The following is a 23,478-nucleotide window of genomic DNA, read 5'->3' on the forward strand; positions in this document are numbered from 1 at the left end:
CGTGTCAACGGGGGATCGTCCTCAGGGGATGGAGAAACGTGCCACGACATTCTCCATGATGCGGCTGATCGGTCCCTGGAAGGCGCCATCCTGCCACAGGCTGCCGCACCAGGTGATGGACCCGGTGGCGAAGACCGCGCCGCCACCTGGCGTGTCGAACTGCACGATCTCGGCGCGCTTCAGCGCCTGTGGTGTCTCGCCGCTGATCGTCGCGAGGTGCGACAGCAGTTCCTCCGGCACGGTGACGAAGGACGCCGGCGGATCCTCCGACCGCGCGAGGATGGTGGTGCCGGCCGGCGTGCCCAGGGTGAAGTCCGCACGATCCAGCTCGAAGCCGGCAGCGCCGCCGCCGGACAGGCCATAGTCGCCGAAGGTCTCCCCTGCCACGCCATCGAAGATCCAGGCGTGCTGCGGATCGCGCGCGGCGGGCAGCAGGCGGTAATGCGTGCCCTCGAACAGCCCCTGGCCGGAGAAGCCGACGCCGGCCAGCATCTGCGGTGGCCGCCGGTTGCGCCGCCACAGCCCGCCATAGGCACCATCGGTCTGGTGCCAGTATTCGCCGGGCTCCGCGGCCCAGGCGCGGATGCCGCCCTCGGACCGGCGCAGCTCCATCATCCCCGGCAGCGTCTGCGTCACCGCGACGCGCCAGTAGAATCCATTGCCGCCGAGATACATCAGTCGCCCGCCATGGCGCGTGTAGTCAGCCAACGCATCCAGCGTCTGCAGCGTGTGGTATTCGGGATGCGAGCCCGTCAGCACGACGCGATAGGGCTTCAGTAGCGCGGCCCCCTCCTCGTGCAGGTCCTCATCGGTGATGACGTCGAAGGCAATGCCCTTCGCCTCCATCCAGGCGAGCAGGTGCGTGTCCGCGGGATAGTGCCTCAGCCCCGACCCGCGCGCGTCGTTGAAGGTCAGGAAGCCCGGCCGCATCGTCAGGATCGGTCGCAGCCGCGAGGAGAAGGCGATGCCGCTGCCATCCGGATGCTTGTTGTAGGTGGACCGCCCATAGACCGGATAATCGTCCGGGTTGTGCGGATAGGCGCCCCAGGCCGCGACGCGCGCCTTGTAGGCCGCATCGGCATTGCCGCGCGCATGGTTGGCATAGGCCTGGTAGGTGAAGGTGGAAGCGAGGAACACCACCGGCGCCCGCGCGACCCCGCGCGGCGGCGGCACATACAGCGGCAGCCAGTCCTCCCCGCCTGCACAGGTCAGGTGCAGGGCGTAGGCGCCGGACGGCAGGTCTTCCGGCACGGTGAAGGCGACATCGGTCTGCCAGCCGCAATCGCCGAGATCGTCGGCGTGGAAATGAATGGCGCCATAGTCGCGCGGCGCGTGGCGCCAGCACATCTCCGCCCCCGACCACCGCGCCCCGACCACCGCGCGTGTCGGCACATTCACCAGATATCCGTCGCAACCCTGCTCCCCGACATCGAGGACGCGCTGTGTCATCATGTCGCGCGAGAAGTCCCAGCCGGCGATCGGCGCCAGCGCCGCGAGCGTCGCCTCGGGATGCGCCCAGGCGTCGCGATAGCCGTCGAGCAGCGCCGGGTCCTCGATCTTGCCGGTGAAATGCCGGCCCGGCTCCGCCGCGCCATTCGCGGCGATGGTGATGCGCCCGCCCCCCGCCGGCACGCGCAGCCCCGGCACCACTGCCGTCGCGACCGTCGCGGCGGCCCCATCGAGCGGCGCCATCCCCACCGCAACGCGCCCGGTGCCGGGGTCCGCGCTCAGCCACAGGCGATGCCAGCCGCGCAGCGCCGGTGGGCGATCCGTCGCGACGACCACGGCCCGCCCCTCGGCCGTGACGATGCCCATCACGCCGTCGCGTCCGATCGCGAGCGTCGCGGCGACGCCATCCGCCGCCTCGCAGAGGATCGTCGCCTCCTCCGCCGGCAGCACCCCGAGCCAGACCAGCGCGCTCCAGGTCAGCGACCCGGCCTCGCGGCGTGGCGCGCGCGGCACGATGGCGTGCGACCCGAGCCGGATCGCCTGGCGCCGCCCCTCGAAGGTCACGTCGAAGCGATGCGACAGATCCTCGAAGCGCAGCCCCGGCCCTGCCGGGTTCGGATCGCCGGAGATCACGCGCACCAGCCGCGCCCGCGCCTGGCCACCGTCCCGCACGCTGATCCGCGCCTCGAAGCGTTCGCCCGGCCGGTGGGAGAAGCGGTCGAGGTAGCCGGTGATCGGCAGTTCCGCGACGGGCGGCGGTGGCGACATGGCGGTGCTCCTCGGCGTGCTGCGCGAAAGCGTCCGCCGCGCCCCCTGACACGTCAATCCACGGATGGTGCCTTCGCGCGGATCGTGCGAGCCTTGCGGCGTTCCGGCAGGAGGTCTCCATGGCGCATGTGGTCCACTCCCTTTCCGACAGCCGCGCGGAGGAACGCGAATGGGCGCTGCGCTGCGACATGGCGGCGGTGTTCCGCATCGGCGCGCGGCTCGGCTGGAACGAGCATATCGGCAACCACAATTCGCTGATGCTGCCGGACAGCGAGCAGCCGCTATTCCTGATCAACCCGCGCGGCTACCTGTTCCAGGAGCTGCGCGCTTCCGACCTGATCGTCTGCGACCTCGACGGCAAGGTGCTGCGCGGCAAGGGGGAACTGCGCAAGGTCGCCTTCCACATCCATTGCCGCATCCACCTCGCGAACCCCAAGGCGACCTGCGTGGTGCATGTCCATCCGCGCTGGCTGACCGCGCTGTCGATGATCGAGGGCGCGGAGTTCTCGCTCTCCCACCACAACTCGCTGCTGCTGAACGACCGTACCGTCTATGACGGCGAAGGCGACCAGCCCGTGCACAGCAATGAGGAGGGCGACCGCATCGCGCGGCTGATGGGCGACAAGACCATCATGGTGATGCGCGGCCATGGCGTGACGGTGGTCGGCCCCACGGTCCACGATGCCTTCGACGAGACCTACATGGCTGAACGCACGACCATGTACCAGATGACGGCCATGCAGACCGGCATGCCACTGCACAAGCTGCCGGATGGGCTGCGCCGCCACCACACAGGGGCATGGGGGGAGAAGCTCGACGCCCGCCTGCATCTGGATGCCTGGCGCCGCGTCCTCGACCGCGAGGAACCCGACTACGCGACCTGACGCGCGGCATCCGCTGCGCGACCCGCCTGCCCGGCGCCAGAAATCGGCATTCCAAATGGCACTGCCATTTGGCGGGGTGCTCCGGAGGGGCGGCGCCCCTCCGGCCTTCTCATCGCTTCCACGCCAGCGACGCGATCGCCGCCCGGCTCACCTTTCCCACGGCGTCGCGCGGCAGCGCCGGCAACATCACCACCGGTCGCGGCAGGAACGCGGGCTCCACGGTCTTGCGCAGCGCGGCGACCACGTGCTTCGCGCTCAGCCCTGGCGCCACCACCGCAGCCGCTAGGCGCGCGCGGGGGTTCACATCCAGGTCGTCCGGCGCGACGAAGACGCCATCCTCCACGCCGTCGATTGCCGTCAGGATGCGCGTCAGCCCCGCCAGCGAGGCACGCTTGCCCGCGAGCTTCACCATGTCCGCGAGCCGCCCTTCCAGCCGGAAGCGGCCCTCGCCCACCCATTCCAGCCGGTCCGACAGCGGCACCGGCGCGGGCAGGCCCGGCACGGTGACGCGCGCGCCATCCGCGTCGATGTCGAAGCGCATGCCCGGATAGGGCTCCCACGCCTCCCCATCCAGGGTGCGGCGCGACGCGATGGAACCGGCCTCGGTGGCGCCGTAGATCTCTCGCACCGGGGCGCCCCAGGCTGCCTCGGCCTCGGCAGCCATCTCCGCAGCCAGCGGCGCGGTGGCGGAGATCACGCCGGCCAGCGCCGGCAGCGTAACCTTGCTGCCGAGCAGGGCGCGCATCTGCAGCGGCGTCGTCACCAGCAGCCGCGGCGCCGGCAGCGCGGCCAGCGCCTCGGCGATGTCGGAGGGATAGAAGACCGTCCCGGCATGCCCCGCGCCGCCGCCATGCAGCGGCATCATCAGGGTCGTCTCGAAGCCGTACATGTGCTGCGCCGGAACGGTGCCGAGGACGCTGGTCCCGCCCGTGACGCCGAAGCGCTCAGCGGCCGCCCGCGCGCCCGACACCAGCGAGCCCCAGGGCTTGGCGTGCGACTGTGGCTCCCCCATGCTGCCGGATGTGAAGCCGATCGCTGCCACGGCCTCGGCCGGGATCTGCGGGTTCGGCGCGGCGTCACCCGGCGGCGCATCCGGCCGCAGCACGGGCACGGGCAGCACGGCATCGGTGTCGGACAGCGCGTAGCGTGCGCCGTGGCCGCCCGCGATATCGGCCAGGCGCTGCGCCGAGCGGTCGGCCGACAGCAACGTCACCTGCCCGCGCGACAGCGCCGCAGCGAAGGCCACCAGCGCGAGGTAGCGGTCGGTACAGAAATTCAGCACCGGCCCCTCGGCCGGCAGTCGCGCGGCCAGTGTGGCCACCTCGGCCAGGAAGCGGGCGGTCGTCACCGGCGCCGTGCCGCGATGGAAGATCACCTCCTGCGGTCCGCGCGCGGTCAGCGGCAGGGTGGCCATGGCGGTCAGCCCGTCCGGTTCTTCTCGATATGCGCCGACAGCGCGCGAAGCGAGGCGAAGATGCGATGGTTCCGCTCGTCATCGGAACGAAGCTGGAAGCCGTAGCGGCGCGACACGGCGAGCGCGATCTCGAGCGCATCGATGGAATCGAGCCCCAGACCCTCCCCGAACAGCGGGGCTTCCGGGTCGATCTCCTCCGCCGCGACCTCGAGGTGCAGTGCCTCGACGATCAGGCGCGCGACCTCCGCTTCCAAGGAGAGGGTTGTCGTCAAGTTCAGCCTCCGCCGCGCGTCATGGTGCCACCCGGGGTGTGCCGCCGGCCATGCCGATGGCCTTGACGGGGAAGGGCGCACCAGCGACCTCCATCGCCATGCAGCCCTGTCCCGGAACCCATACCTATCAACGTGAAAGCGGCCGAACAAGGGCGGCGGACAGGGCCGCCCTGGGCTTCGCGCCGCTGCCGGCCCTGTTCACCTTCACCGTGGACGTCGAATCGCACCCGGGCGGGGCTGGCGCGGCCGCATCGACCCGGCGCCTGCTGGATTTGCTGGAGGCCACGGACTCCCTCGGAACCTTCTTCGTGCTGGATGAGGTGGTGCGCGCCGACCCGGCCCTCGTGCGCGACATCGTCCGGCGCGGGCATGAGGCTGCGTCCCACGGCCATGCCCATCGCCACCTCGCCGCCGAGGGGCCGGTGGCCTTCCGCGCCGGCATGGCAGCGGCGCGGGCGCGGCTCGCGGAGGTTTCGGGGATGGCGCCGCTCGGCTACCGGGCGCCGTACTTCTCCCTGACCCCCGCCGCCCGCTGGGCGCCGGCGATCCTGGCGGAACTCGGCTTCGCCTATTCCTCCTCACTGCTGCCGGCGCGCAACCCGCTGGCGGGCTGGCCGGGCGCGCCATCCCGGCCGTTCCGCTGGGCCGACGGCCTGCTGGAGCTGCCGGTGCCACTCGGGCGGATCGGGCCACTGGCGCTGCCCTTCCTCGGAGGCATGTATCTGCGCTGGCTGCCGCCCTGGCGCCTGCGCGCGCTGTCACGGGACTGGGCGGCGAAGGCGGAGGGCGGCGCGTTGTGGTCCTACTGCCACCCCTATGACCTCGACACGGGGGAGCGCCTGGTGCGCCGGCCCGATGCCGGGGCATTGGGCAGCCTGATGCTGTGGCTGAACCGCCGGTCCACGCTGCCGCGACTGCAGGGGCTGCTGCGGGGGCGCCGGTCGGTGCCCTTCGCGGCACGGCTCGCCGAGATCGGGGCGCACGCGCCGGTCTGGCCGCCGCCAGCGTAACGGCTGCGAAATCCTTTGGTCTATCGCCGCCGGCACAGCCGCGCTTCGGCGGCCTCCAGCGCCACGGCGACGTCGCCAGCGCCGACGATGATGTCGCGCGGCCCGTCCTCCCGCAGCCGGTTGGCGGCGCAGAGGCAAAGGCCGGCGACGCGCTCCAGCGGCCAGTCCGGGCGGTTGCCCAGCGCCTCCTGAAGCCCGGTGGTGCAGCGCCAGCGGAACAGGGCGTCACCGAACGGGGTGGACAGCCCCGCCTGGCCGCCGGCCGGCGAGGTGACCGAGGCCGGCTGACGCGGCGCCCCGGCGTGGGCGGGCCCGGCGGAACCGCGCGGCGGCGGGGCGGCGGCCAGCCAGGCGATCGCGGCACCAATTGCGGCCAACAGGCCGAGGAGGAAGACGGCGCGAAACATGGCGCCGAGGATGGCCCGGCCCCGCCGGCCAGGCCAGATGGGCGCGCAACGCTGTTCCCTTCACCCCCCCAAAGGCTCTAGCCTCCGCGCATGCGGACCATCGCCCTGCCTGTCTGCGCGCTCGTGTTCGGCCTGCTGCCGGCGGCCCTGCCGGGTGGCGCGGCCCGGGCTCAGCACCAGACCCAGGTGCCGGCGCCGCCAAGCACGCCCCCGGCGCCCCAGCCACCACGATCCTGCCACCCGCCGCCGCAAACGCCGACGACGTGATGACAGGCAAAGCCCCTGTGCGGAGCGGCGCCATCGCGCCGGCGCTGATGCTTGCCGCGCTGCTGCTTGCGCTGCCGGGCGTGGCAGAGGTGCCGGGCCTCGGCCCGGTCGATACGCGCCTGCCGGTTTCCCCCGTGCAGGCCCCCTTCGACGCCATCGCGCTGATTGAAACCACGGCCGGCGGGCGCTGCACCGGGGCAATGGTGGCGCCGCGCGTGGTGCTGACGGCCGCGCATTGCCTGGTTTCAAGCGATGCGACGCGACTGGTGCCGCCAACCGAGATCAGCGTCCGCCTCGGCGGGCGCACGGTGCGCGCCGCCTCCCTGCGCAGCGGCCCCGGCTTCGATCCGTCGCGAGAGGAACCCTGGCGCGCCGACTGGGCGCTGGTGACGCTGGCAGGACAGCCGGGTGGCGGCCACGCGCTGCCGATGCTGCGGGAACCACCGCAGCAGGGCACGCCGGCGACGCTCGCGGCGTGGCAGTACGATCGCCCGGACGTGCTGCTGGCCGACCGCGCTTGCCGCGTCGTCACCGTCAGCACCTTCGGCCCGCAGGGCATCCTGGTCGGGCACAACTGCGCCGGCACGGTCGGCAGCAGCGGCGCGCCGATCCTGGTGCCCGTGAGCGGCGGCTACGCGGTGGCGGGTGTGCAGGTGAAGGCGGCACTCGGGCAACCGCTCGGCGTTGCCGTGCCGGCTTTCACGATCCCCGCGCCTTGATTCCAACGGCCCATGCAATGGGTCGTTGGAATTTTGTTGGACCTCAAGCGCCGGCGCGCCCGTCCGGGCGCTTGGCTTACGCGCCATGCACTGGCGCGCCGGGCGCGACGGGTGGTCGGGGCGCGGTCGCGCTTAGCGCTCCCGGATCGCGGCGTGCGCCGTGACGTGCGACGGTTGCCCGTTGACGCCCTGCACCTATGGCTCCGAGCGCGGCGGCGGTTATTCTTCGCGCATAGTGGCCGATCGTATCGCACGCAGGATGCGCTCCGGCGTCGCGGGAAGGTCCAGCTGCGCCGCGCCCGTCGCGTCGCGCAGCGCGTTCCACACGGCGGTCGCCAGCATCAGCGGCGGTTCGCCCACCGCCTTCGACCGGAAGATCGTGTCCGACCGCGCCGGCGCGTCCGCCAGCAGCCGCACGTTGAAGGCCGGCGGCACGTCGCGCGATCCCGGGATCTTGTAAGTGGACGGCCCAAGCGTTCGCTGCCGACCTTGTTCGTCCCAGAACAGTTCCTCACAGGTCAGCCAGCCGAGGCCCTGGACGAAGGCGCCCTCGATCTGGCCGCGATCGATGGCGGGGTTCAGGGAGCGGCCGCAATCCTGGACGAGGTCGGCGCGCAGCACGCGGTGCTCGCCGGTCAGCGTGTCCACGACGACCTCGGCCACCGAGGCGCCGTAGGAGAAGTAGAAGAACGGCTCCCCCTTCATCGCCACCGGATCCCAGTGGATGTCCGGTGTCCGGTAGAAGCCGGTGGCGGAGAGCGAGACGCGCTCCATCCAGCAGTGATGCGCGAGCTCCCCGAAGGACATGGCGCGGTTGTCGCCGGGACGCGCGACGAAGGCGCGGCCTTCGGCGAAGGTGATGGTCTCGGCAGGGACCTCCCACAGAGCAGCGGCGACCTCGGCCATGCGGGCGCGGATCGTCGCGGCGGCGAGATGCGCCGCCCAGCCATTCATGTCGCTGCCCGTGCTGGCGGCGGTGGGCGCGGTGTTCGGCACCTCCGCCGTGCTGGTCGCGGTGATGCGCACGCGTTCGAGCGGAACGCCGAAAGTCTCGGCCACCACCTGCGCGATCTTGATGTTGAGCCCCTGCCCCATCTCCGTCCCGCCATGGTTCAGGCGGATGGAGCCATCGGCATAGACATGCACCAGCGCGCCTGCCTGGTTCAGGTGACGGACGCCGAAGGAGATGCCGAAGGCGAGAACGAAGCTGCCGAGCCCGCGCCGCAGGAAGGGGTGCGTCGCGTTGAAGGCGGCAATCTCCGCGCGGCGTTCGTCCCAGTGCGCATCGGCGCGGCATTCCGCCCAGACGCGGCGGATCAGGTCGCCTTCCAGCACCTGGCCATAGGGCGTGCGCGTATCGTTGGGCGCGCCCGCGAAATTGCGCTCGCGCACGGCTTCGGGCATGAGGCCCGTGGCCTGCGCGACGCCGCGGATCACATCCTCCATCAGCAGCACGCCCTGCGGGCCGCCGAAGCCGCGGAAGGCCGTGTGGGACACGGTGTCGGTCCGCAGCGCGAGCGCTGTCAGCGTCACATCCGGCACGTCGTAGCAGTTCAGCGCATGGGTGATGGCGCGGAACACCACCCCGGGCGTGAGATCCAGGCTGTGCCCGCCATCGGCAGCGAGCGTCGCCTCCAGTGCCAGTATGCGCCCGGTCGCATCGAAGCCCGCCCTCCAGCGATAGAGGAAGGGATGACGCTTGCCCGTCGCGGCCATATCCGTCTTGCGCGGCAGGCGCAGCTTCACCGGCCGGCCAGTGACCCGCGCGCCAAGGGCCGCCGCTGCCGCGACCCAGGAGGCATTGCTCTCCTTTCCGCCGAAGCCGCCGCCCATGCGCCGGCAGGTGACCGGCACGCGATTGTAATCGCAGCCGAGGATCCGGCTGACGATGTGCTGCACCTCGGTCGGATGCTGGGTCGAGGAGGTGACGGCGATCTCCCCATCCTCCCCCAGCACGGCGATCGCGACCTGGGATTCAAGGTAGAAATGCTCCTGCCCGCCGGCGCCGAAGCGGCCTTCGGCGCGCATCGGCGCGGCGGCGAGCGCGGTCGCGGCATCACCACGCCGGATGACCTGCGGCGGCATGAGGTAGTCGGCGCGGGCGAGTGCCTCCTCGGGGGTCAGCAGCGCTGGCAGCGACGTGATGGCGGGCCTGATCGCGGCGGCGGCGCGCAGCGCGATGTCGCGATCCTCCGCCAGCACCAGCGCGATGGGCTGGCCGTGATGGCGGATCGTGCGGTCGGCAAACAGCGGCTCCCCGCCGCGCCCGGATGGCGACACGTCATTCGGGCCAGGAATATCGGCGACGGTCAGAACACGCACCACGCCGGGCAGCGGCGGCACCTCCAGCCCATCCAGCACGCCGTGTGCGACCGACGCGAGCACCAACGCGCCATGCAGCAGCCCCGGCGGTTCGGGCAGGTCGTCGGCGAAGCGCGCTGCGCCAGTGGCGTGCCCGAGTGCGCTGTCGTGAGGGACCACCGCGCCGACGCTCATGCGACGAATCCGGGTGCGTGCGGGGCCGGGATGGCCATGACCTCGCCGGCCATGTCCGGCGTGCGCAGCGCCATCCGCCGCAACAGGTTTCCCGCGACAATGCGGCGGTACTCCGCGCTGCCGCGCAGGTCCGACAGCGGCGCGATTTCCGCTTCCAGCGCCTGCGCTCCGCGATCGGCTGTGGCGGCATCGAAGCGCGCGCCGACCAGCGCCGTCTCCGCAGCCGGTGCGCGCGCCGCGCGCGGCCCGCAGCCGCCATGGGCGATGCGCGCTTCCGCCACGATGCCCTCGCGCAGCGTCAGCAGCGCGGACAACCCAACGGTCGCGATGTCCTGGTCATGGCGCTTGGACAGTTTCTCGCAAGCAAACAGCGATCCTCGCGCGGGGCGCGGAATGTCGATGCGCGCGATGATCTCGTCCGCCGCCAGCGCATTGGTGCGGTAGCCGGTGATGAAATCCTCAACGAGCATGTCGCGCTGGCCGCGCGGCGAGGCGAGCAGCACCCGCGCGCCGAGCGCGATCAGCGGCGGCAGCGCATCGCCGATCGGGCTCGCCGTGCCGAGATTGCCGCCCAGCGTGCCCATCGCGCGGATCTGCCGTGAACCGAGCCGCCGCAGCAGGCCAGCGAGTGGCGCGAAGTCTGCATCCTCCGTGCAGGCATCGAGCAGCCGCGCATAGGGTGCCGCGGCGCCGGCCTCGATTCCGCCCTCGGTGACTTCCAGGCGGCGCAGGCGCGGGATGTTCAGCAGGCAGATGACGGTCGCCGGCTGCTCGCGATGCTCCGACACCCGCAGGCCAAGATCGGTGCCGCCGGCCAGCAACCAGGCCTCAGGATGAGCGGCGCGCAGCGCCACAGCGGCATCGACCGTTTGCGGCAGGAAGAAGCGCTGGTCGCCGATGGCGATCTCCTCCGGCGGGTCATGCGCGAAGGGTGGCGGAGCCCCGTCATCGGCCATCGTCGTCATGGCATCCAGGATCGGGCGGTATCCCGTGCAGCGGCAAAGATTGCCTGCCAGCGCCTCATGCGGATCGCCGCCCTCGCGTGACCAGGCCCAGGCCGACATGACGATACCCGGCGTGCAGAAGCCGCATTGCGTGCCGTCATGCGCGGCAAGCGCCTGTTGGACCGGATGCGGGCTGCCATCCTCGCCGCGCAGGCCCTCGACGGTCCGGATGACATGGCCGGCGGCCTGGCCGAGCAGCATCAGGCAGGCATTGACCGGTGCGCGCGTGCCGTCCGCGTGTTCGAGGACGATGGTGCAGGCACCGCAATCGCCTTCCGCGCAGCCTTCCTTGGTGCCGTGCAGCCGCGCCGGGCCGCGCAGCCAGTCCAGCAGCGTCATGGTGGGGGAGGTGTCCGCCGGAAGCGTCACCTCCTGCCCGTTCAGCGTGAAGCGGATGGGCGCTGTCATGGGGCGAGCCTAGCAAGGCCCGCGCCGCACGTCAGTCGAGTTGGATGCGCGCCTCGCGCACCACCTGGCCCCATTTCGCGTGTTCCGCGCGCAGGAAGTCGCGGAACTGGGCTGGTGTGGACCCGACCGCCTCGCTGCCCTCGGTGGCCAGCCGCGCGACGGTCTCGGCCTGGCCCAGCGCCTTGCGCGTTTCCTCCGACAGGCGGGCGATGACCGGCTCGGGCGTGCGCGCGGGGGCGACGAGGCCGGTCCAGTTCATCGCCTCGAAGCCCGGGAAGCCGAGCTCGGCGACCGTCGGCACGGCCGGGAAGGCCTGCGCACGGCCCGGGGAGGTGACGGCGAGCGCGCGCACATCGCCCGATTCCAGCACGCCCTTCACCGCCAGCGGATTGGCGAAGAAGATGTCGACGCGCCCGGCCAGCAGGTCGGTGATCACCGGTGCCGCGCCGCGGTAGGGGACATGGACGAACTCGATTCCCGCCGCGCGAGCGAACAGCGCACCGGCCAGGTGCCCCGTCGTGCCGTTGCCGGCATTGCCCGCCGTCATCGCTCCCGGCCGCGCGCGCGCCGCGGCGACCAGATCGGCCAGCGAACGCAGCGGCGAGTTGCGCGCGACCACCAGGATGTTGGGCTGGCTCGCCACGATCGAGATCAGCGCGAAATCGGTCAACGAATCGAACGGCATGCGCGGGTAGAGCGCGGGATTGATCGCGAGGTTCGATGCCTGCCCCATGCCGATAGTGTAGCCATCGGGTGCGGCCTTCGCGACAGCGTCGAGGCCGATATTGCCACCCGCGCCGGGCCGGTTGTCGATGACGATGTTCCAGCCCGCGGTGGCAGCGATGCGCGCGCCGATCTCCCGCGAGATCACATCCGTCCCGCCGGCCGGCGGGAAGGGGACGATCAGGCGGATCGGGCGGTCCGGCCAAGGGGCTTGCGCGCGCGCGGTGCGTGGCAGCGCGGCCAGCGCGGCGGCCGCCATCAGGTTACGTCGAAGCATTTCGTGTTTCCTCCGGCAGGTCTCAGTCGGCAGCATTGGGGCGCGCGCGGAGCGGGCCCAGGATTTCGGCGTCGTGCTCGCCGACCTTCGGCAGGTCGAGGCGGACCGTCAGGCGATCCGCGCCGAAGCGGATCGGCAGCGCCGGCACCGTGGCTGGGCGGCCGTCCGGCAGCGTGACCGGCAGCAACCCGCCACTCGCCTTCAGATGCGGATCCTCGAACAGGTCCCAGGGCTTCGCGATGCGCGAGAAGGGCAAGCCGGCGCGCTCGCACATCGCCTCCAGCGTCGCGACGTCGTGCTTGACCAGCAGGGACTGCACCAGCGGGATCAGCGTCTCGCGGCGTTTCGCGCGTTCCGTGTTCGATCCGTAGTCGGGGTTGTCGAGCACCGGTTCGTTCAGCTCGCGCAGGAAGATCTCCCACTGCCGTTCGGTGACGACGCCGATGAAGATCTGCTCGCCATCCTTCGTGTCGAACACGTCGTAGACGCCCCAGGCGCGGCGGCCGGCGGGCATCGGCGTCGGCTCCTGCCCCGTCAGTGCCTGCTGCAGCATGGCGGTGGACACCAGGAAGGCGGCGTTCTCGAACAGCCCCGATTGCAGGTGCTGGCCGCGCCCCGTCACGTCACGTTGGCGCAGCGCGCCCATCACGGCGATGGCGCCGAACATGCCGCCCATCATGTCGTTCACCGGCGCCCCGGCGCGGAGCGGCCGCCCCGGCGGGCCGGTCATGTAGGCGAGGCCCGACTGCATCTGCACCACCTCATCAAGCGCGGTGCGATTCTCGTAGGGGCCGGGCAGGTAGCCCTTCAGCGAGAGATAGATCAGCCGCGAATTGCGCGCCGACAGCGCGGCATAGCCAAGGCCCTTCGCCTCGAGCCCGCCGGGACGGAAATTCTCCAGCAGCACATCGGCGGTGTCGATCAGCCGCTTCAGCGTCTCGAGGTCGTCCTCATTCTCGGTATCGAGCTGCACCGACTTCTTGTTGCGGCTGAAGGCGGGGAAGAAGCCGGTGCCGGAGGATGTGAGGTAGCGTGTGCGGTCGCCCTTGCCGGGCGGTTCGACCTTGATGACCTCGGCGCCGAGATCGGCCAGCACCAGACCGCAGGTCGGGCCCATGACCATGTGGGAGAACTCGACGACGCGGATGCCTTCAAGGGGGAGCGGGGCGGTCATGGGCGGTGTCCTTGCAATGGGCGCGAAACGAAGGGGCGCGGCGGCGCGGCCATCACGCCGCGTGTGCCTTCGCCCGGAACGCCGTCAGCGACCCGCCACGCAGCAGCGCCGAGGGCAGCGTCCGTCCAAGGACGCGTTCCGCGAGATGCCCCGCCGCGATCAGCGCATCGACGTCGATGCCAGTGCTGATTCCCATCTCCTCGCACAGCAGCACGAGCTCCTCCGTCGCGATGTTCCCCGGCGCGCCGGGATGGCCCGCGAAGGGGCAGCCGCCCGCGCCGCCCACCGCCGCGTCGAATTCCGCGACGCCCATGCGCAGCCCGGCCAGCGCATTGGCGATGCCGAGGCCGCGCGTGTCGTGCAGGTGCAGGCTGATCGCCTGATCCGGCCAGCGCGACCGCACCTCGCCAACCACGCGCTCGATATGCAGCGGGTTGGCCCAGCCCATGGTGTCGGCGAGCGAGATGCGCTCGATCGCGCAACCCGTCTCGGCAGCGAGCGTCATGACGTCGGCCACCGCGGCGATGGCCTGGGCCACCGTCACCTCGCCCTGGAAGTTGCAGCCGAAGGCGGCCTGGACGGAAGCACGTGTGACCGGCACGCCGGCCGCCTGGTGCTCGGCGATGTTCTCGCGCATTGCGGCAAGCTGCCCGGCACGGTCGCGGTTGAGGTTGCGCAGCGAGAAGGCCTCGGACGCGGCCACGGTGATGGAACCGCTGATCGACAGGCGGTCCTTGAAGCCCAGCGCGCGCTGCAGGCCCTGCGGATTGAACCACAGTGCGGTGTAGGCAACGCCCGGCCGGGGCGTGAAACCCGCCACCACAGCATCGGCATCGGCCCAGCCAGGCACGCGCTTGGGGCTGACGAAGGACGCGACCTGCAACCGTGCGACGCCGGTCGCCGACAGCGCGTCGATCAACGCGATCTTGTCGGCGGTTGGCACTGGGGTGGTCGCAATCTGGAAGCCCTCGCGCGGACCTTCCTCGGCAATCCGCACGCTGCGCGGCAGGTCGCTCATCGCCGTCTCCTCTGGCCGGCTCGCTACCGGCACAATTAATTCTGTTGCACAGAATTGAATTCTGTTGGAAAGAATAATCCTGATGAGCAGCCCCGATGTCAACCCGGAAGTGCCCGCCCGCCGACGCGGCCGCCCCGCCCGCATCGCAGCCCCCGCCGCCGAGCAGCGGGTCGAGGCGGTGGAACGTGCCCTCGCCCTGCTTGAAGCCTTCGCCGATGGCGCCAAGACCCTGACCCTGGCGGAACTGGCCGCCCGCGCCGGCCTGTACCCAAGCACGGCGTTGCGCCTCGCGGGATCGCTGATCCGTTTCGGCTATCTCGCGCGCAGCGCCGATGGCGGCTACCGGCTGGGGCCGACGCCGTTCCGGCTCGGCGGGCTGTATCGCGCCGCCTATGACCTGGCCGACCAGATCCGGCCGGCGCTCGCGCGGCTGGTGGCACGCACCGGAGAGACGGCCGGCTTCTACGTGCGCGACGGCGACCGCCGAATCTGCCTGTTCCGTGAGGCATCCCCGCGCCCGATCCGGCTGCATATCGAGGAAGGGGCGGCGATGCCGCTCGACCGCGGCGCCAGCGGGCATGTGCTGATGGCCTTCACCGATGGCGCGCTGCCGATCCACGAGGCGGTGCGCAAGGCGGGGTTCGCCATATCGATCGGCCAGCGCGACCCCGAGATCGCGGCGGTCGCCGCCCCCGTCTTCGGCCGGGCGGGACGGATGCTTGGCGCTCTTGGCATCTCCGGCCCGGTGCTGCGCCTCGGCGCGGCGGAAGCGGAAGCGATCGCCCCGGCGGTGGTGGACGAAGCGCGCGCGCTGTCGCGGTTGCTGGGGGCGTAGGACGTCAGCCCTCGTCCTCATCCCCCCGCGGTGCCGGAATGGCGAGATAGGCCAGCACCCGCGTCTCCAGCCGCCCGCGCGACACCGTATCCAGGATCAGCCCGCAGACCGCGGACAGTGAGGCGAGGATCGCGAGTCCCGTCGCCAACATGGCCGTCGGGAAGCGCGGCACCAGCCCGGTCTCGACATAGGTCGCCAGCAGCGGCACCGCGAGAATGACCGCCAGCGCCATCAGCGCCGCCCCCGTCCCGGCGAAGAAGGCGAGCGGCCTCTCCCGCTGTACCAGCAGCAGGATGGTGCGCAGGATGCGGATGCCGTCCCGCCAAGTGTTCAGCTTGCTGACCGACCCGACCGGGCGCTCCTTGTAGCGGGTGCGGACCTCGCCGACCGGCAAGCGCAGTTCCAGCGCATGGACGGTGAATTCCGTCTCCGTCTCGAAGCCTGAGGCGAGGGCCGGGAACGACTTCACGAAGCGGCGCGAGAAGACGCGGTAGCCCGACAGCATGTCGGTTATCCGGTCGCCGAAGATGCGCCGCACCATGCCTGTCAGCAGACGGTTGCCGAAGCGATGGCCGGGACGATAGGCGCGGCCGGCATCTTCTTCCGTCACGCGCACGGCGGTCACCATGTCCAGCCGGTCCGCCAGCAGCAGGCGCACCATCTCCGGCGCAGCGGCGGCGTCGTAGGTGTCGTCGCCATCGACCAGGACATAGGCCTCGGCCTCGATGTCGGCGAACATGCGGCGGACGACATTGCCCTTGCCCTGCAACGCCTCGGTCCGCACCACGGCGCCGGCCGCCGCCGCGACCTCCCGCGTGCGGTCGGTCGAATTGTTGTCGTAGACATAGACGGTCGCGTCCGGCAGCGCCGCGCGGAAGGCAGCGATCACGCCGGGCACCGCCACGTCCTCGTTGAAGCAGGGGATCAGCACCGCGACGCGTCGCCGCGCCCCTGCCCCCTTCGCCTTGCCGTCGATTGCCGCCATTGCCATGCGCCCGCCGAAACCCATAGGCATCACTGCCTGATGCAGGCGGCTTCGGCCAGCACCGCGTCGCCGCGCAGGCGCACCACGCCATCCTCAGGCAGGGTGAAACGGAAGCGGCTCCCCTCCAGGGGCTGCGCCGGCGGTACGGCATCGAGGCGCGCCAAGCCCGGCGCGGTGACTTCCCCAACCCGACAGTCGGCGCCGAAATCAAGCAGTGCCTCGCCATCCACCCGCAGCCCGCGCCGGCCGGCGCTGCGGAAGCCGGGACCGGCGGCCTCGCACAAGTGGCGCGCCGCGCCGGCATGGCGCAGCGGTGACGGCATCTCGGCACGGCCTTCGCGGCGCAGCGGGCAGACCAGCGGCCCGACGCCCGCCGGGGACCAGTTGGTGCAGATGCGCCGGCAATCCTCGGTGATCGGCGACAACCCATGATCCGCCAGCAGCCCAAGCCCCTGCCCATCCCCGGGCGCCACGGCATAGAGCGGCGCCGGCCCCGCCAGCAGCGCCGTAAACGCGGCGCGGTTGCGCGGGCCGCCGACCTCGGCAAGGCCGGTCAGGCTCCACAAACCGATATCCGGCGGCAAGCCAACCGCCAGGAAGGCCGTCGGCTTGCTGGTGCCGAGCACGGCCGCCCCGGGCGCCAGCGCGGGCCAGTCGACCACGAGATACCGCTCGGCCATTGGCGCGCGCAGCGCCGGCACCGGCTTGGTGAATGCGAAGGCCGCTAGCACCGCAACCGCCGCGCCCGTGGCTGCGATGCGCAGCGGCAGCGCGGTCAGCGCCGCGATCAGCAGGGCGGGAGCCAGCGCCTCGATGACGAAGGCGTAGCGGTAGATCGAGAACAGCGGCAGCCAGATCGCATAGGCGACCAAGACGAAGGCGGCGACCGGCAGCGCCGCAGGGCGCGCCGGCGCGCCTCGCAGGAAGGGCAGCACGATCGCGGCCAGCAGGCCCGCCGCGACGCGCGGGTCGCGCATGCGTTCCTCGGTCACGCGCGGCAGGTCGGATACGGCCCAGAGGAAGGGGCGGATCAGCGCCTCGGTCAACGTCGCGGGCATGAATTGCAGGTCGCGCCCGGCCCGCGGAATGCCTTCCCCGGCGGCGAACACCTCGTTGAAATAGGGGAAGACCGGGTTGCCCGTCTGCGCCATCAGATGCGCCGCCCACCAGCCGCCGGTGGCCAGGATACCGGCCAACCCACCCAGGGCGCAGGCCGCCAGCGCCACCGGCAGTCGGCGCTTCCAGCCCAGCGTTGCGACGATCATTGCCGCGATGGCCGGCGCGTAGGGCGCATTGGTCAGCTTCAGCCCGATCGCCGCCCCGCAGGCCAGCCCGGCGAGGAACGCCGCGCGCGCCGGTCGCCCGCCGTCCGGGCGCAGCAGCGCGAGCACACCCAGCAGCACCAGCCCGCCGGTGACGGCATCGCCCGAGCTGGTGCCAACCTGGCTGCGGAACACCGCGCCACCCGCCGCGCCGATGGTCGCGAGCACTGCAAGCGGCTCGACCGCCGGAGCGGCGGCCAGCACATGCCGCGCGCAGCGCCAGACCACCCAGAGCACGGCACCAGCCGGCAGCCCCATCAGGAAGGCCACGACGTGCGGCCAGTCGTTCAGCCGCCACAGCAGCAGGGCGAACGGAATGTCGGGCAACGGATTGTGGAAGCCCTGCATGCCTGCCGCCAGCCCGTCGAGCGGACGCGGCACGAACAGCCGCCAGGGCGCATAGACGTGGTAGTTCTGCGCGTCCCAGCCACGGTCCGCGCCCAGCGCCGCCGAGGCGACCCCGCAGCCCAGCATCAGCAGCGCCAGCACCGGAAGCCCCGACCGCGCGCGCAGCAGCGCCGCGGCATCGTGCAAGGTGCCGCGCCCCACCGTCACAGGCGCCGGAACACGACAGTCAGGTTGTTCGCCGGCATCTCTGTGACGTCTGGCAGCCCGAAGCCCTGCGCGGCGGCGAATGCGGCGACGGCCTCGATGTCGCGCACGCCCCAGGACGGGTTGCGCGCGCGCAGATCAGCGTCGAAGGCCGCATTGGACGGCGCGGTATGCGCGCCGCCGCGCCGGTAAGGTCCATAGAGGATCAGCGGCCCACCCGGCGGCAGGATGGCCACGGCGCCGCGCATCAGGCCCTCGGCCGCCGCGCAGGGCGCGATGTGGATCATGTTGATGCAGACCACCACATCGGCCGTCGTGACCGGCCAACCCGGCACCGCGGCATCGATCGCGAGCGCCGGACGGATGTTGGGCAGGCCCGAGCGCGCGGCCCAGGCGTCGATGCTGGCGCGCGCCGCGGCCTCCGGGTCGCTCGGCTGGAAGGTCAGCCCGGGCAGGGCGGCGGCGAAGTGGACGGCGTGCTCGCCACTGCCGCTCGCCACTTCCAACACCAGGCCGGCGGCCGGCAGGTGATGGCGCATGGCATCCAGGATCGGGTCGCGGTTGCGTGCGGCGGAGGGCGCGAAGCGGCGCGGGTCGGGGCTGATCATAGCTAGGCATCCCGCGATGCGGGCGGGCTGGCAAGCGGAACCGTGCAGGACCGCGGCGCACCGCGGCCACCGTCACGCCGGCGCGGCGGCGCCGAGATCCAGCGGCCGTTCGTCCTCGCTCTCCGCCGTCGCCGCCTGTGGTGCCGCGGGGGGCGTGCCGAGCCGCTGCATCACCGCCTCCAGCCCACGCGCGACAGGCACCGGGGCTATGGAAGCCCCGAGTTGCGCCGCCGCCGCCTCCTCAAGCGCGAAGCCGATCACGCTGCCCGCATCACGCGATGCCTCGGCCCGTGCGCGCCGCAGCCGTGGCGCGGAGACCGGCTGCGCGAGGCACAGGATCGTCACCGCGACCGGCTCGCCCTCCGTCGCCGCGCGCCAGCCGCGCAGCCGCGCCGCGGCGGCGGCCGTCGCAGCCAGGGCGCGATCCGCCGGCCCGGCAAGTGGAACGGCGCGGACGGCGGCGGCCTGCGGCGATACCTCCACCTCGGCGACCAGCGTCGTCGCCAGCGCGGCCAGGTCCCTCGCCAAGCGTCCCGCCGCCGGCACCGACAGGGCCCCCGCGGCACGGTCGGCGGCGAGCGCCGCGATCGCCGGCAGAACGAGGTCGCGCAGCGTCGCGGCGGTGCCCTCGGCCTCGGCATGCTCCTCGGCGATCTGCAACGCGCCCTCGGCATCCTCGGCGAGGTAGCGCTGGTAGAAGCGCAGCGGCACCGGCAGCGCCTCCCCGTCGCCGAGCAGGATCTCGAGGAAGCCGAAGGCCGGGACGTGACGGCCGAGGATGGCGAGGCAGGCGGTGATCGGCGGCGCCAGCAGCAGCCCGATCGGCCCCCACAGCACCGTCCACACCGCCGAGGACACGAGCAGCGCGAGTGGTGAGATGCCGGTGGTGCGGCCATAGATCATCGGCTCGAGGACATGCGTCACCACGCCATCGACGACGGCGAACAGCAGCAGCACGAGCAGCGGTTCGGCCCATCCCTGCCCGGTCGCGAAGGCGACCACCAGCGGCAGCGTCATCGCGATCCAGGCGCCCAGGAAGGGCACGAAGCGCAGCACGAAGGCGAGCACGCCCCACAGCGGCGCGTTGGGCACGCCGATCAGCGCGAGGCCGAGGCCCATGCCGAAGCCGAACACCGCATTGAGCAGCATCTGCATCAACAGGTAGCGCCCGACACGCTCGGTCGCGTCCGCCATGGCGCGGGTCGTGCGGTGGAGGTCCTGCATGCCGGCGAGGCGGAGGAAGCGGTCGCGCACATCCTCCCGCTGCATCAGCAGATACGCCATCAGCAGCAGCGCCACCGCAAGCGATGCCGCCGGGGCGGCCACATAGGCCGCCATGTTGAGAAGCGTCTCGAGCGTGCCGCCGCCGGTCGTGGTCGCGCTGGCGGTGGCGGGCGGCGCGAAGGTGCTGGTGCCGCCGCCGAGTTCCTCGGCCAGGCGGCGCAGCGTGCCGGCGGCGCGGTCAAGCACGCCAGACCCCTCGGACAGCGTGCGCAGCCGGGCGCGCAGGTTGGTCTCCCAGCCCGGCAGGTCGGCGGCGAGCGCGAGCACCTGCGACGCCACCAGCAGCATCGTCGCGCCGATCGCCGACAGGGCGAGCAGCAACAGCAGCGTGACCGTCAACGGCCGTGGCAGGCCCATGTGCTGCAGCGCGCGCGCCGGCGGTATCAGCACGACCGACAGCAGCAGCGCGAGCGCCATGGGGATGAACACGTCGCGGCCGAGATGCAGGGCCGCCAGCACCATCAGCGCGGCGATCAGCCACAGCGGATCGGGGCCGGTGCCCGGCGGCTGCGCCGGTTCGTGCGTTTCGGATGGCATGGACGGTTCCCGCGTTGCGACGGATGGCGAACGCCCCGTGGCTTCGCGGGTTTCATCGCCGTGCAACCCCGGCGCCGCGCGGTCGTTATGCCGCCAAGGACGATGAAAGGAGATCCATCATGGCAAATGCCAGCAACCGCATCAGCGACGACGTGCAGGACGCGGCCCAGAGCGAGATCGCCGCGCTGCGCGCGAAGGTCGAAGCGCTGATGGCCGAGCGCGTCAATCCCACGCTGTCTGCCGTCGCCGAGCACGCCGAGGCCCTGGCCCACGGCGCGGCCGACACCGTCAAGCGTCAATCCGACCACTTCGCCGGCACCGTGCGCGCTCAGCCCTTCGTCGCGGTCGGGGCGGCCGCGCTCGCCGGCCTCGCTGTCGGCCTGCTGATCCGGCGGTAGCCGCCATGCATCTGCTCCAGATGCTCGGCGTGGCGGCGCAGGCGGAAGGCATCCGCCTGCGACGGGAGGTGAGCGGCACCGCGCGCCGGGCCGGCTGGATCGCCGCCGCGGCGACGTTCGGTGCGGCGGCGCTGGCGACGGCGCATGTCGCCGCCGTCGCGCAACTCAGCCTCGACTACGGCATGCCGGTCGCAGCGGCGATCGTGGCGGCGGTCGATCTGGCGATCGCCGGGACGCTGGCGCTGCTGGCCCGCCGTCGCGCGGATCCTGTCGCGGAGGAGGCGCGCGCATTGCGCGAGACCATGTTGTCGGCCGTGCTAACGCGCGACCCCGTGCGCGACGCGCTGGCGCTGGCCATGCGCGGCGGATCGGCGCCATTGATCGGGGCGGTGACGGCCGAGGCGGTGTCGGCCTGGCTGAAGCGGCGCTAATGGGCGGCGCGCAGCGATCAGCCGAGCCCGGCTGAGCAGCGCGCGCCACGGCCCGTGGGTCGATGCGCGACAGGTGTCGCAGGAACACATCCCGCACCCGGCCGCAGGGCGGCCAGGGCCGTCAGGCCATCGCCGGATCCGCCACCATCGCGGTCAGCCAACGCCCGCTGGAATCGCGATAGATCACCCACCACGGATCACCGGCGCGCTCCGGCTCGATGCCGAAGCGTGCCAGGCAGCGCCCATGGGTGGTCCGCACCGGCACGGGCAGGGTGAAGATTCGAAACATCGCCGATCTCCATGTCCTCGGTCACCGACATGAAAACGGCAGGGCGCGGGTTCGGTTGCACGCCCCTCGCAGGAACGTGCGTCAACCATGCCCGCCGGGTGGCGTTCTCCCCGCACCCCGGCAACCCGCCGGCTTCACTTCGCAGGAGAAGACGCCATGACGAAGACCAACAGCATGCTCCCCGCCGCGCTCGCCGCCGCGATCGCGCTGACGCCGGCGCTCGCTCTGTCGCAAGCGCGCGACGGGACGGCGGCGAACCCGCCCTCGGACGCGGTGGGCCGCACCATCGACCGCGCCACGGGGCAGCGCACCGTGCCGGACGGCCAGCCGGGCAACCCGCCCTCCACGGCCGTGGGCCGCGCGGTGGATCGTGCGACCGGCCAGCCGACCAGCCCCGACGGCACCGGCAACAACCCGCCCGGCACCGCGGCCGGCCGCGCGGTCGAACGCGCCGGGCAGGCCGTGACCTCGGCGACCGGTTCGGCCACGCCGCAGCCGGCGCGCCCGGCCTCGACGCAGGAGGTCCGGCCGAGCAACCGCGCCAGCAAGATCATCGGCGCGAACATCTACAACGACCAAGGTCAGTCGATCGGCGAGGTCGAGGACCTGATCATCCAGCGTGACGGCACCGCGCCGGTCGCGGTGGTGTCGGTCGGCGGCTTCCTCGGCATCGGGTCGCGGCTGGTGGCGGTGCCGCTGTCCGAGTTGCGCTTCGCGGAGGCCGATTCGCGCTGGATGCTCACCGGCGCGACGAAGGAAAGCCTGCAGGCCCGCCCGGTGGTGAGCTACGCCGCGCGCGGCTGATGCCGCTACCGACATGCGCCGCCCGAAGGGCCACCCTTCGGGCGGCGTTTTCGTGGGCATCGAGGCCTGACGCGCGGCAGTCGCCCTCTTGACGTGGGCACGAAGAAAAGGCGGTGCGCGTCCTGCGCACCGCCCTGGTTCGGTCGGCTATCCGCCTGCGATCAGCGCAGCACCCCGGGCGCCGTCGCCGCGCCGCCGACCGCGCCAACGGCCCCACCGATCAGTGCGCCGGTCCCGGCATTGCCGGAGAAGGAGCCGATCGCCGCCCCCGTGCCCGCCCCGAGCAGGCCGCCGGTGACGGCGCGCTCGCCCGGCGAATTGCCGCAGGCGGCCAGGCCGAGGCCGGCGGCGAGCGCGATGAGCGCGGGGATTTTGCGGATCATGGTGCTACTCCTCCGGTCACTGCGAGGATGCAACGTGGGATTCGAGCGGGCGTTGCGCCGGTGGGCGCGAATCTCCACGCCGGCCGGCCGCGTCGCGGCCTGCGAACCGCTTCATCCCGCCGCCACATTCGTCGGGCCAGACTGTCCGCGAAGGAGACCAACCATGCGCACCACTCTCGCCGCCGCCATGATCGCCGCCCTGCCCCTCGCCGCGCAGGCGCAGGACCGCCCGCAGATCTACCCGACCCGCGATGTCGCCGTGACCTACGCCGTCTCCGGCCAGGGCCAGGGCGCCGAACTGACCATGCAATGGCTGGCGGCGCAGAAGCTGCTGCGGATGAACATGCCGGGCGGCATGGGCTACATGGTCGCCGACCACCAGAACCAGCGCGGCTTCATGGTGATGGAGGCGATGCGGACCATCATGGACGTGCCGATGCAGCAGGCCGCCGGCATCCAGCGCGAGATGGAGAACGCCCGCTTCACGCGCGGCGGCACCGAGAAGATCGCCGGCACCGACTGCACCGTCTGGCGCTATGAAGGCCAGACGCAGTCGGGCGAGGCCTGCATCACCGCCGATGGCGTGATGCTGCGCGCGCAGGGCACCGCCCAGGGCCAGCAGGGCCGGATGGAAGCGGTCCGCGTCGCCTATGGCCCGCAGGATCCGGCGCAGTTCCGCCGCCCCGAGGGTTACCAGAGCATGCAGGTGCCGCAGGGCATGCCGGGGGCGGCGCCCCCGCGCCAGACCGCGCCGCGCTGA

General features: G+C 72.1%; 23 protein-coding genes. 8 read left to right on the plus strand and 15 right to left on the minus strand.

What is annotated here, in order from left to right; translation table 11 throughout:
* Positions 1 to 21: 21 nt before the first annotated feature.
* Entirely contained in the window at positions 22 to 2,217 is a 2,196-nt protein-coding gene (locus AC2YHJ_RS14520) for a N,N-dimethylformamidase beta subunit family domain-containing protein (RefSeq protein WP_487396789.1), read from the minus strand.
* A 119-nt stretch (positions 2,218 to 2,336) separates the two neighbouring features.
* On the opposite strand from AC2YHJ_RS14520, the gene AC2YHJ_RS14525 reads away from it, so the two are divergent.
* Positions 2,337 to 3,101, plus strand: a complete 765-nt coding sequence (locus AC2YHJ_RS14525) for a class II aldolase/adducin family protein (RefSeq protein WP_487396790.1) — start codon at positions 2,337 to 2,339, stop codon at positions 3,099 to 3,101.
* 109 nt (positions 3,102 to 3,210) lie between these two features.
* On the opposite strand, the gene AC2YHJ_RS14530 is transcribed toward AC2YHJ_RS14525, so the two are convergent.
* Together AC2YHJ_RS14530 and AC2YHJ_RS14535 are read right to left on the minus strand one after the other, a co-directional pair.
* Positions 3,211 to 4,515 (minus strand): AMP-binding protein, encoded by a 1,305-nt coding sequence (locus tag AC2YHJ_RS14530; RefSeq protein WP_487396791.1) that lies wholly within the window; start codon positions 4,513 to 4,515, stop codon positions 3,211 to 3,213.
* Between the two features lie 5 nt (positions 4,516 to 4,520).
* Entirely contained in the window at positions 4,521 to 4,787 is a 267-nt protein-coding gene (locus tag AC2YHJ_RS14535; RefSeq protein ID WP_487396792.1) for a phosphopantetheine-binding protein, read from the minus strand.
* Positions 4,788 to 4,837: 50 nt separating this feature from the next.
* Between AC2YHJ_RS14535 and AC2YHJ_RS14540 the strand changes: the two genes are divergently transcribed.
* Complete coding sequence (locus AC2YHJ_RS14540; protein ID WP_487396793.1) at positions 4,838 to 5,797, plus strand: DUF3473 domain-containing protein; 960 nt, start codon at positions 4,838 to 4,840, stop codon at positions 5,795 to 5,797.
* A gap of 20 nt (positions 5,798 to 5,817) precedes the next feature.
* On the opposite strand, the gene AC2YHJ_RS14545 is transcribed toward AC2YHJ_RS14540, so the two are convergent.
* Positions 5,818 to 6,204, minus strand: a complete 387-nt coding sequence (locus AC2YHJ_RS14545) for a hypothetical protein (protein ID WP_487396794.1) — start codon at positions 6,202 to 6,204, stop codon at positions 5,818 to 5,820.
* Positions 6,205 to 6,470: 266 nt separating this feature from the next.
* On the opposite strand from AC2YHJ_RS14545, the gene AC2YHJ_RS14550 reads away from it, so the two are divergent.
* Positions 6,471 to 7,190, plus strand: coding sequence for a trypsin-like serine peptidase (locus AC2YHJ_RS14550; protein ID WP_487396795.1), 720 nt, complete (start codon positions 6,471 to 6,473; stop codon positions 7,188 to 7,190).
* A gap of 219 nt (positions 7,191 to 7,409) precedes the next feature.
* Here AC2YHJ_RS14550 and xdhB read toward each other — a convergent pair whose 3' ends face one another.
* The 5 genes from xdhB to AC2YHJ_RS14575 are packed head-to-tail and all read right to left on the minus strand — an operon-like array spanning position 7,410 to position 14,290.
* A complete protein-coding gene (gene xdhB, locus AC2YHJ_RS14555) occupies positions 7,410 to 9,686 on the minus strand; it encodes a xanthine dehydrogenase molybdopterin binding subunit (RefSeq protein ID WP_487396796.1) in 2,277 nt (758 codons plus the stop codon).
* Positions 9,683 to 11,098: a xanthine dehydrogenase small subunit gene (locus tag AC2YHJ_RS14560; RefSeq protein WP_487396797.1), complete on the minus strand. Its 1,416-nt coding sequence runs from the start codon at positions 11,096 to 11,098 to the stop codon at positions 9,683 to 9,685. The genes xdhB and AC2YHJ_RS14560 overlap by 4 nt, the downstream gene beginning before the upstream one ends.
* Positions 11,099 to 11,129: 31 nt before the next feature.
* Positions 11,130 to 12,098, minus strand: coding sequence for a Bug family tripartite tricarboxylate transporter substrate binding protein (locus AC2YHJ_RS14565; RefSeq protein WP_487396798.1), 969 nt, complete (start codon positions 12,096 to 12,098; stop codon positions 11,130 to 11,132).
* 22 nt (positions 12,099 to 12,120) lie between these two features.
* A complete protein-coding gene (locus AC2YHJ_RS14570) occupies positions 12,121 to 13,272 on the minus strand; it encodes a CaiB/BaiF CoA transferase family protein (RefSeq protein WP_487396799.1) in 1,152 nt (383 codons plus the stop codon).
* A gap of 52 nt (positions 13,273 to 13,324) precedes the next feature.
* Entirely contained in the window at positions 13,325 to 14,290 is a 966-nt protein-coding gene (locus tag AC2YHJ_RS14575) for a hydroxymethylglutaryl-CoA lyase (RefSeq protein ID WP_487396800.1), read from the minus strand.
* 82 nt (positions 14,291 to 14,372) lie between these two features.
* Here AC2YHJ_RS14575 and AC2YHJ_RS14580 point away from each other — a divergent pair, with 82 nt between their 5' ends.
* Positions 14,373 to 15,125, plus strand: a complete 753-nt coding sequence (locus tag AC2YHJ_RS14580; protein WP_487396801.1) for an IclR family transcriptional regulator — start codon at positions 14,373 to 14,375, stop codon at positions 15,123 to 15,125.
* Between the two features lie 4 nt (positions 15,126 to 15,129).
* On the opposite strand, the gene AC2YHJ_RS14585 is transcribed toward AC2YHJ_RS14580, so the two are convergent.
* The 4 genes from AC2YHJ_RS14585 to AC2YHJ_RS14600 form a co-directional block, all read right to left on the minus strand.
* Positions 15,130 to 16,110, minus strand: a complete 981-nt coding sequence (locus tag AC2YHJ_RS14585) for a glycosyltransferase family 2 protein (RefSeq protein WP_487396802.1) — start codon at positions 16,108 to 16,110, stop codon at positions 15,130 to 15,132.
* Between the two features lie 29 nt (positions 16,111 to 16,139).
* On the minus strand, positions 16,140 to 17,966 hold the full coding sequence (locus tag AC2YHJ_RS14590) for a hypothetical protein (protein WP_487396803.1): 1,827 nt from the start codon (positions 17,964 to 17,966) through the stop codon (positions 16,140 to 16,142).
* Positions 17,967 to 17,983: 17 nt separating this feature from the next.
* Positions 17,984 to 18,592, minus strand: coding sequence for a DUF938 domain-containing protein (locus tag AC2YHJ_RS14595; RefSeq protein WP_487396804.1), 609 nt, complete (start codon positions 18,590 to 18,592; stop codon positions 17,984 to 17,986).
* A 72-nt stretch (positions 18,593 to 18,664) separates the two neighbouring features.
* The gene (locus AC2YHJ_RS14600; RefSeq protein ID WP_487396805.1) at positions 18,665 to 20,413 is read right to left on the minus strand and encodes an AI-2E family transporter; all 1,749 of its coding nucleotides are present in this window, start codon (positions 20,411 to 20,413) and stop codon (positions 18,665 to 18,667) included.
* Between the two features lie 119 nt (positions 20,414 to 20,532).
* Here AC2YHJ_RS14600 and AC2YHJ_RS14605 point away from each other — a divergent pair, with 119 nt between their 5' ends.
* The gene (locus AC2YHJ_RS14605; RefSeq protein ID WP_487396806.1) at positions 20,533 to 20,811 is read left to right on the plus strand and encodes a hypothetical protein; all 279 of its coding nucleotides are present in this window, start codon (positions 20,533 to 20,535) and stop codon (positions 20,809 to 20,811) included.
* Between the two features lie 5 nt (positions 20,812 to 20,816).
* Positions 20,817 to 21,242: a phage holin family protein gene (locus AC2YHJ_RS14610; RefSeq protein ID WP_487396807.1), complete on the plus strand. Its 426-nt coding sequence runs from the start codon at positions 20,817 to 20,819 to the stop codon at positions 21,240 to 21,242.
* 121 nt (positions 21,243 to 21,363) lie between these two features.
* Here the strand turns inward: AC2YHJ_RS14610 and AC2YHJ_RS14615 are convergent, their stop codons facing one another.
* Positions 21,364 to 21,531, minus strand: a complete 168-nt coding sequence (locus AC2YHJ_RS14615) for a hypothetical protein (protein ID WP_487396808.1) — start codon at positions 21,529 to 21,531, stop codon at positions 21,364 to 21,366.
* 156 nt (positions 21,532 to 21,687) lie between these two features.
* Between AC2YHJ_RS14615 and AC2YHJ_RS14620 the strand changes: the two genes are divergently transcribed.
* Complete coding sequence (locus AC2YHJ_RS14620) at positions 21,688 to 22,335, plus strand: PRC-barrel domain-containing protein (protein ID WP_487396809.1); 648 nt, start codon at positions 21,688 to 21,690, stop codon at positions 22,333 to 22,335.
* A 161-nt stretch (positions 22,336 to 22,496) separates the two neighbouring features.
* Here the strand turns inward: AC2YHJ_RS14620 and AC2YHJ_RS14625 are convergent, their stop codons facing one another.
* Positions 22,497 to 22,718 carry a YMGG-like glycine zipper-containing protein gene (locus AC2YHJ_RS14625; RefSeq protein WP_487396810.1) on the minus strand — a complete coding sequence of 74 codons (222 nt, stop codon included), beginning with the start codon at positions 22,716 to 22,718 and terminating at the stop codon, positions 22,497 to 22,499.
* A 163-nt stretch (positions 22,719 to 22,881) separates the two neighbouring features.
* Here AC2YHJ_RS14625 and AC2YHJ_RS14630 point away from each other — a divergent pair, with 163 nt between their 5' ends.
* Positions 22,882 to 23,478: a DUF4412 domain-containing protein gene (locus AC2YHJ_RS14630; protein WP_487396811.1), complete on the plus strand. Its 597-nt coding sequence runs from the start codon at positions 22,882 to 22,884 to the stop codon at positions 23,476 to 23,478.

The sequence above is a fragment of the Roseomonas sp. SRI_022 genome (genome assembly GCF_057586215.1).

Coding starts and splice junctions, on each gene's coding strand:
- AC2YHJ_RS14520 (WP_487396789.1), bottom strand. CDS start 2,217: ATGTCGCCACCGCCGCCCGTCGCGGAACTGCCGATCACCGGCTACCTC.
- AC2YHJ_RS14525 (WP_487396790.1), top strand. CDS start 2,337: ATGGCGCATGTGGTCCACTCCCTTTCCGACAGCCGCGCGGAGGAACGC.
- AC2YHJ_RS14530 (WP_487396791.1), bottom strand. CDS start 4,515: ATGGCCACCCTGCCGCTGACCGCGCGCGGACCGCAGGAGGTGATCTTC.
- AC2YHJ_RS14540 (WP_487396793.1), top strand. CDS start 4,838: ATGCCGATGGCCTTGACGGGGAAGGGCGCACCAGCGACCTCCATCGCC.
- AC2YHJ_RS14545 (WP_487396794.1), bottom strand. CDS start 6,204: ATGTTTCGCGCCGTCTTCCTCCTCGGCCTGTTGGCCGCAATTGGTGCC.
- AC2YHJ_RS14550 (WP_487396795.1), top strand. CDS start 6,471: ATGACAGGCAAAGCCCCTGTGCGGAGCGGCGCCATCGCGCCGGCGCTG.
- xdhB (WP_487396796.1), bottom strand. CDS start 9,686: ATGAGCGTCGGCGCGGTGGTCCCTCACGACAGCGCACTCGGGCACGCC.
- AC2YHJ_RS14560 (WP_487396797.1), bottom strand. CDS start 11,098: ATGACAGCGCCCATCCGCTTCACGCTGAACGGGCAGGAGGTGACGCTT.
- AC2YHJ_RS14565 (WP_487396798.1), bottom strand. CDS start 12,098: ATGCTTCGACGTAACCTGATGGCGGCCGCCGCGCTGGCCGCGCTGCCA.
- AC2YHJ_RS14570 (WP_487396799.1), bottom strand. CDS start 13,272: ATGACCGCCCCGCTCCCCCTTGAAGGCATCCGCGTCGTCGAGTTCTCC.
- AC2YHJ_RS14575 (WP_487396800.1), bottom strand. CDS start 14,290: ATGAGCGACCTGCCGCGCAGCGTGCGGATTGCCGAGGAAGGTCCGCGC.
- AC2YHJ_RS14580 (WP_487396801.1), top strand. CDS start 14,373: ATGAGCAGCCCCGATGTCAACCCGGAAGTGCCCGCCCGCCGACGCGGC.
- AC2YHJ_RS14585 (WP_487396802.1), bottom strand. CDS start 16,110: ATGGCGGCAATCGACGGCAAGGCGAAGGGGGCAGGGGCGCGGCGACGC.
- AC2YHJ_RS14595 (WP_487396804.1), bottom strand. CDS start 18,592: ATGATCAGCCCCGACCCGCGCCGCTTCGCGCCCTCCGCCGCACGCAAC.
- AC2YHJ_RS14600 (WP_487396805.1), bottom strand. CDS start 20,413: ATGCCATCCGAAACGCACGAACCGGCGCAGCCGCCGGGCACCGGCCCC.
- AC2YHJ_RS14605 (WP_487396806.1), top strand. CDS start 20,533: ATGGCAAATGCCAGCAACCGCATCAGCGACGACGTGCAGGACGCGGCC.
- AC2YHJ_RS14610 (WP_487396807.1), top strand. CDS start 20,817: ATGCATCTGCTCCAGATGCTCGGCGTGGCGGCGCAGGCGGAAGGCATC.
- AC2YHJ_RS14615 (WP_487396808.1), bottom strand. CDS start 21,531: ATGTTTCGAATCTTCACCCTGCCCGTGCCGGTGCGGACCACCCATGGG.
- AC2YHJ_RS14620 (WP_487396809.1), top strand. CDS start 21,688: ATGACGAAGACCAACAGCATGCTCCCCGCCGCGCTCGCCGCCGCGATC.
- AC2YHJ_RS14625 (WP_487396810.1), bottom strand. CDS start 22,718: ATGATCCGCAAAATCCCCGCGCTCATCGCGCTCGCCGCCGGCCTCGGC.
- AC2YHJ_RS14630 (WP_487396811.1), top strand. CDS start 22,882: ATGCGCACCACTCTCGCCGCCGCCATGATCGCCGCCCTGCCCCTCGCC.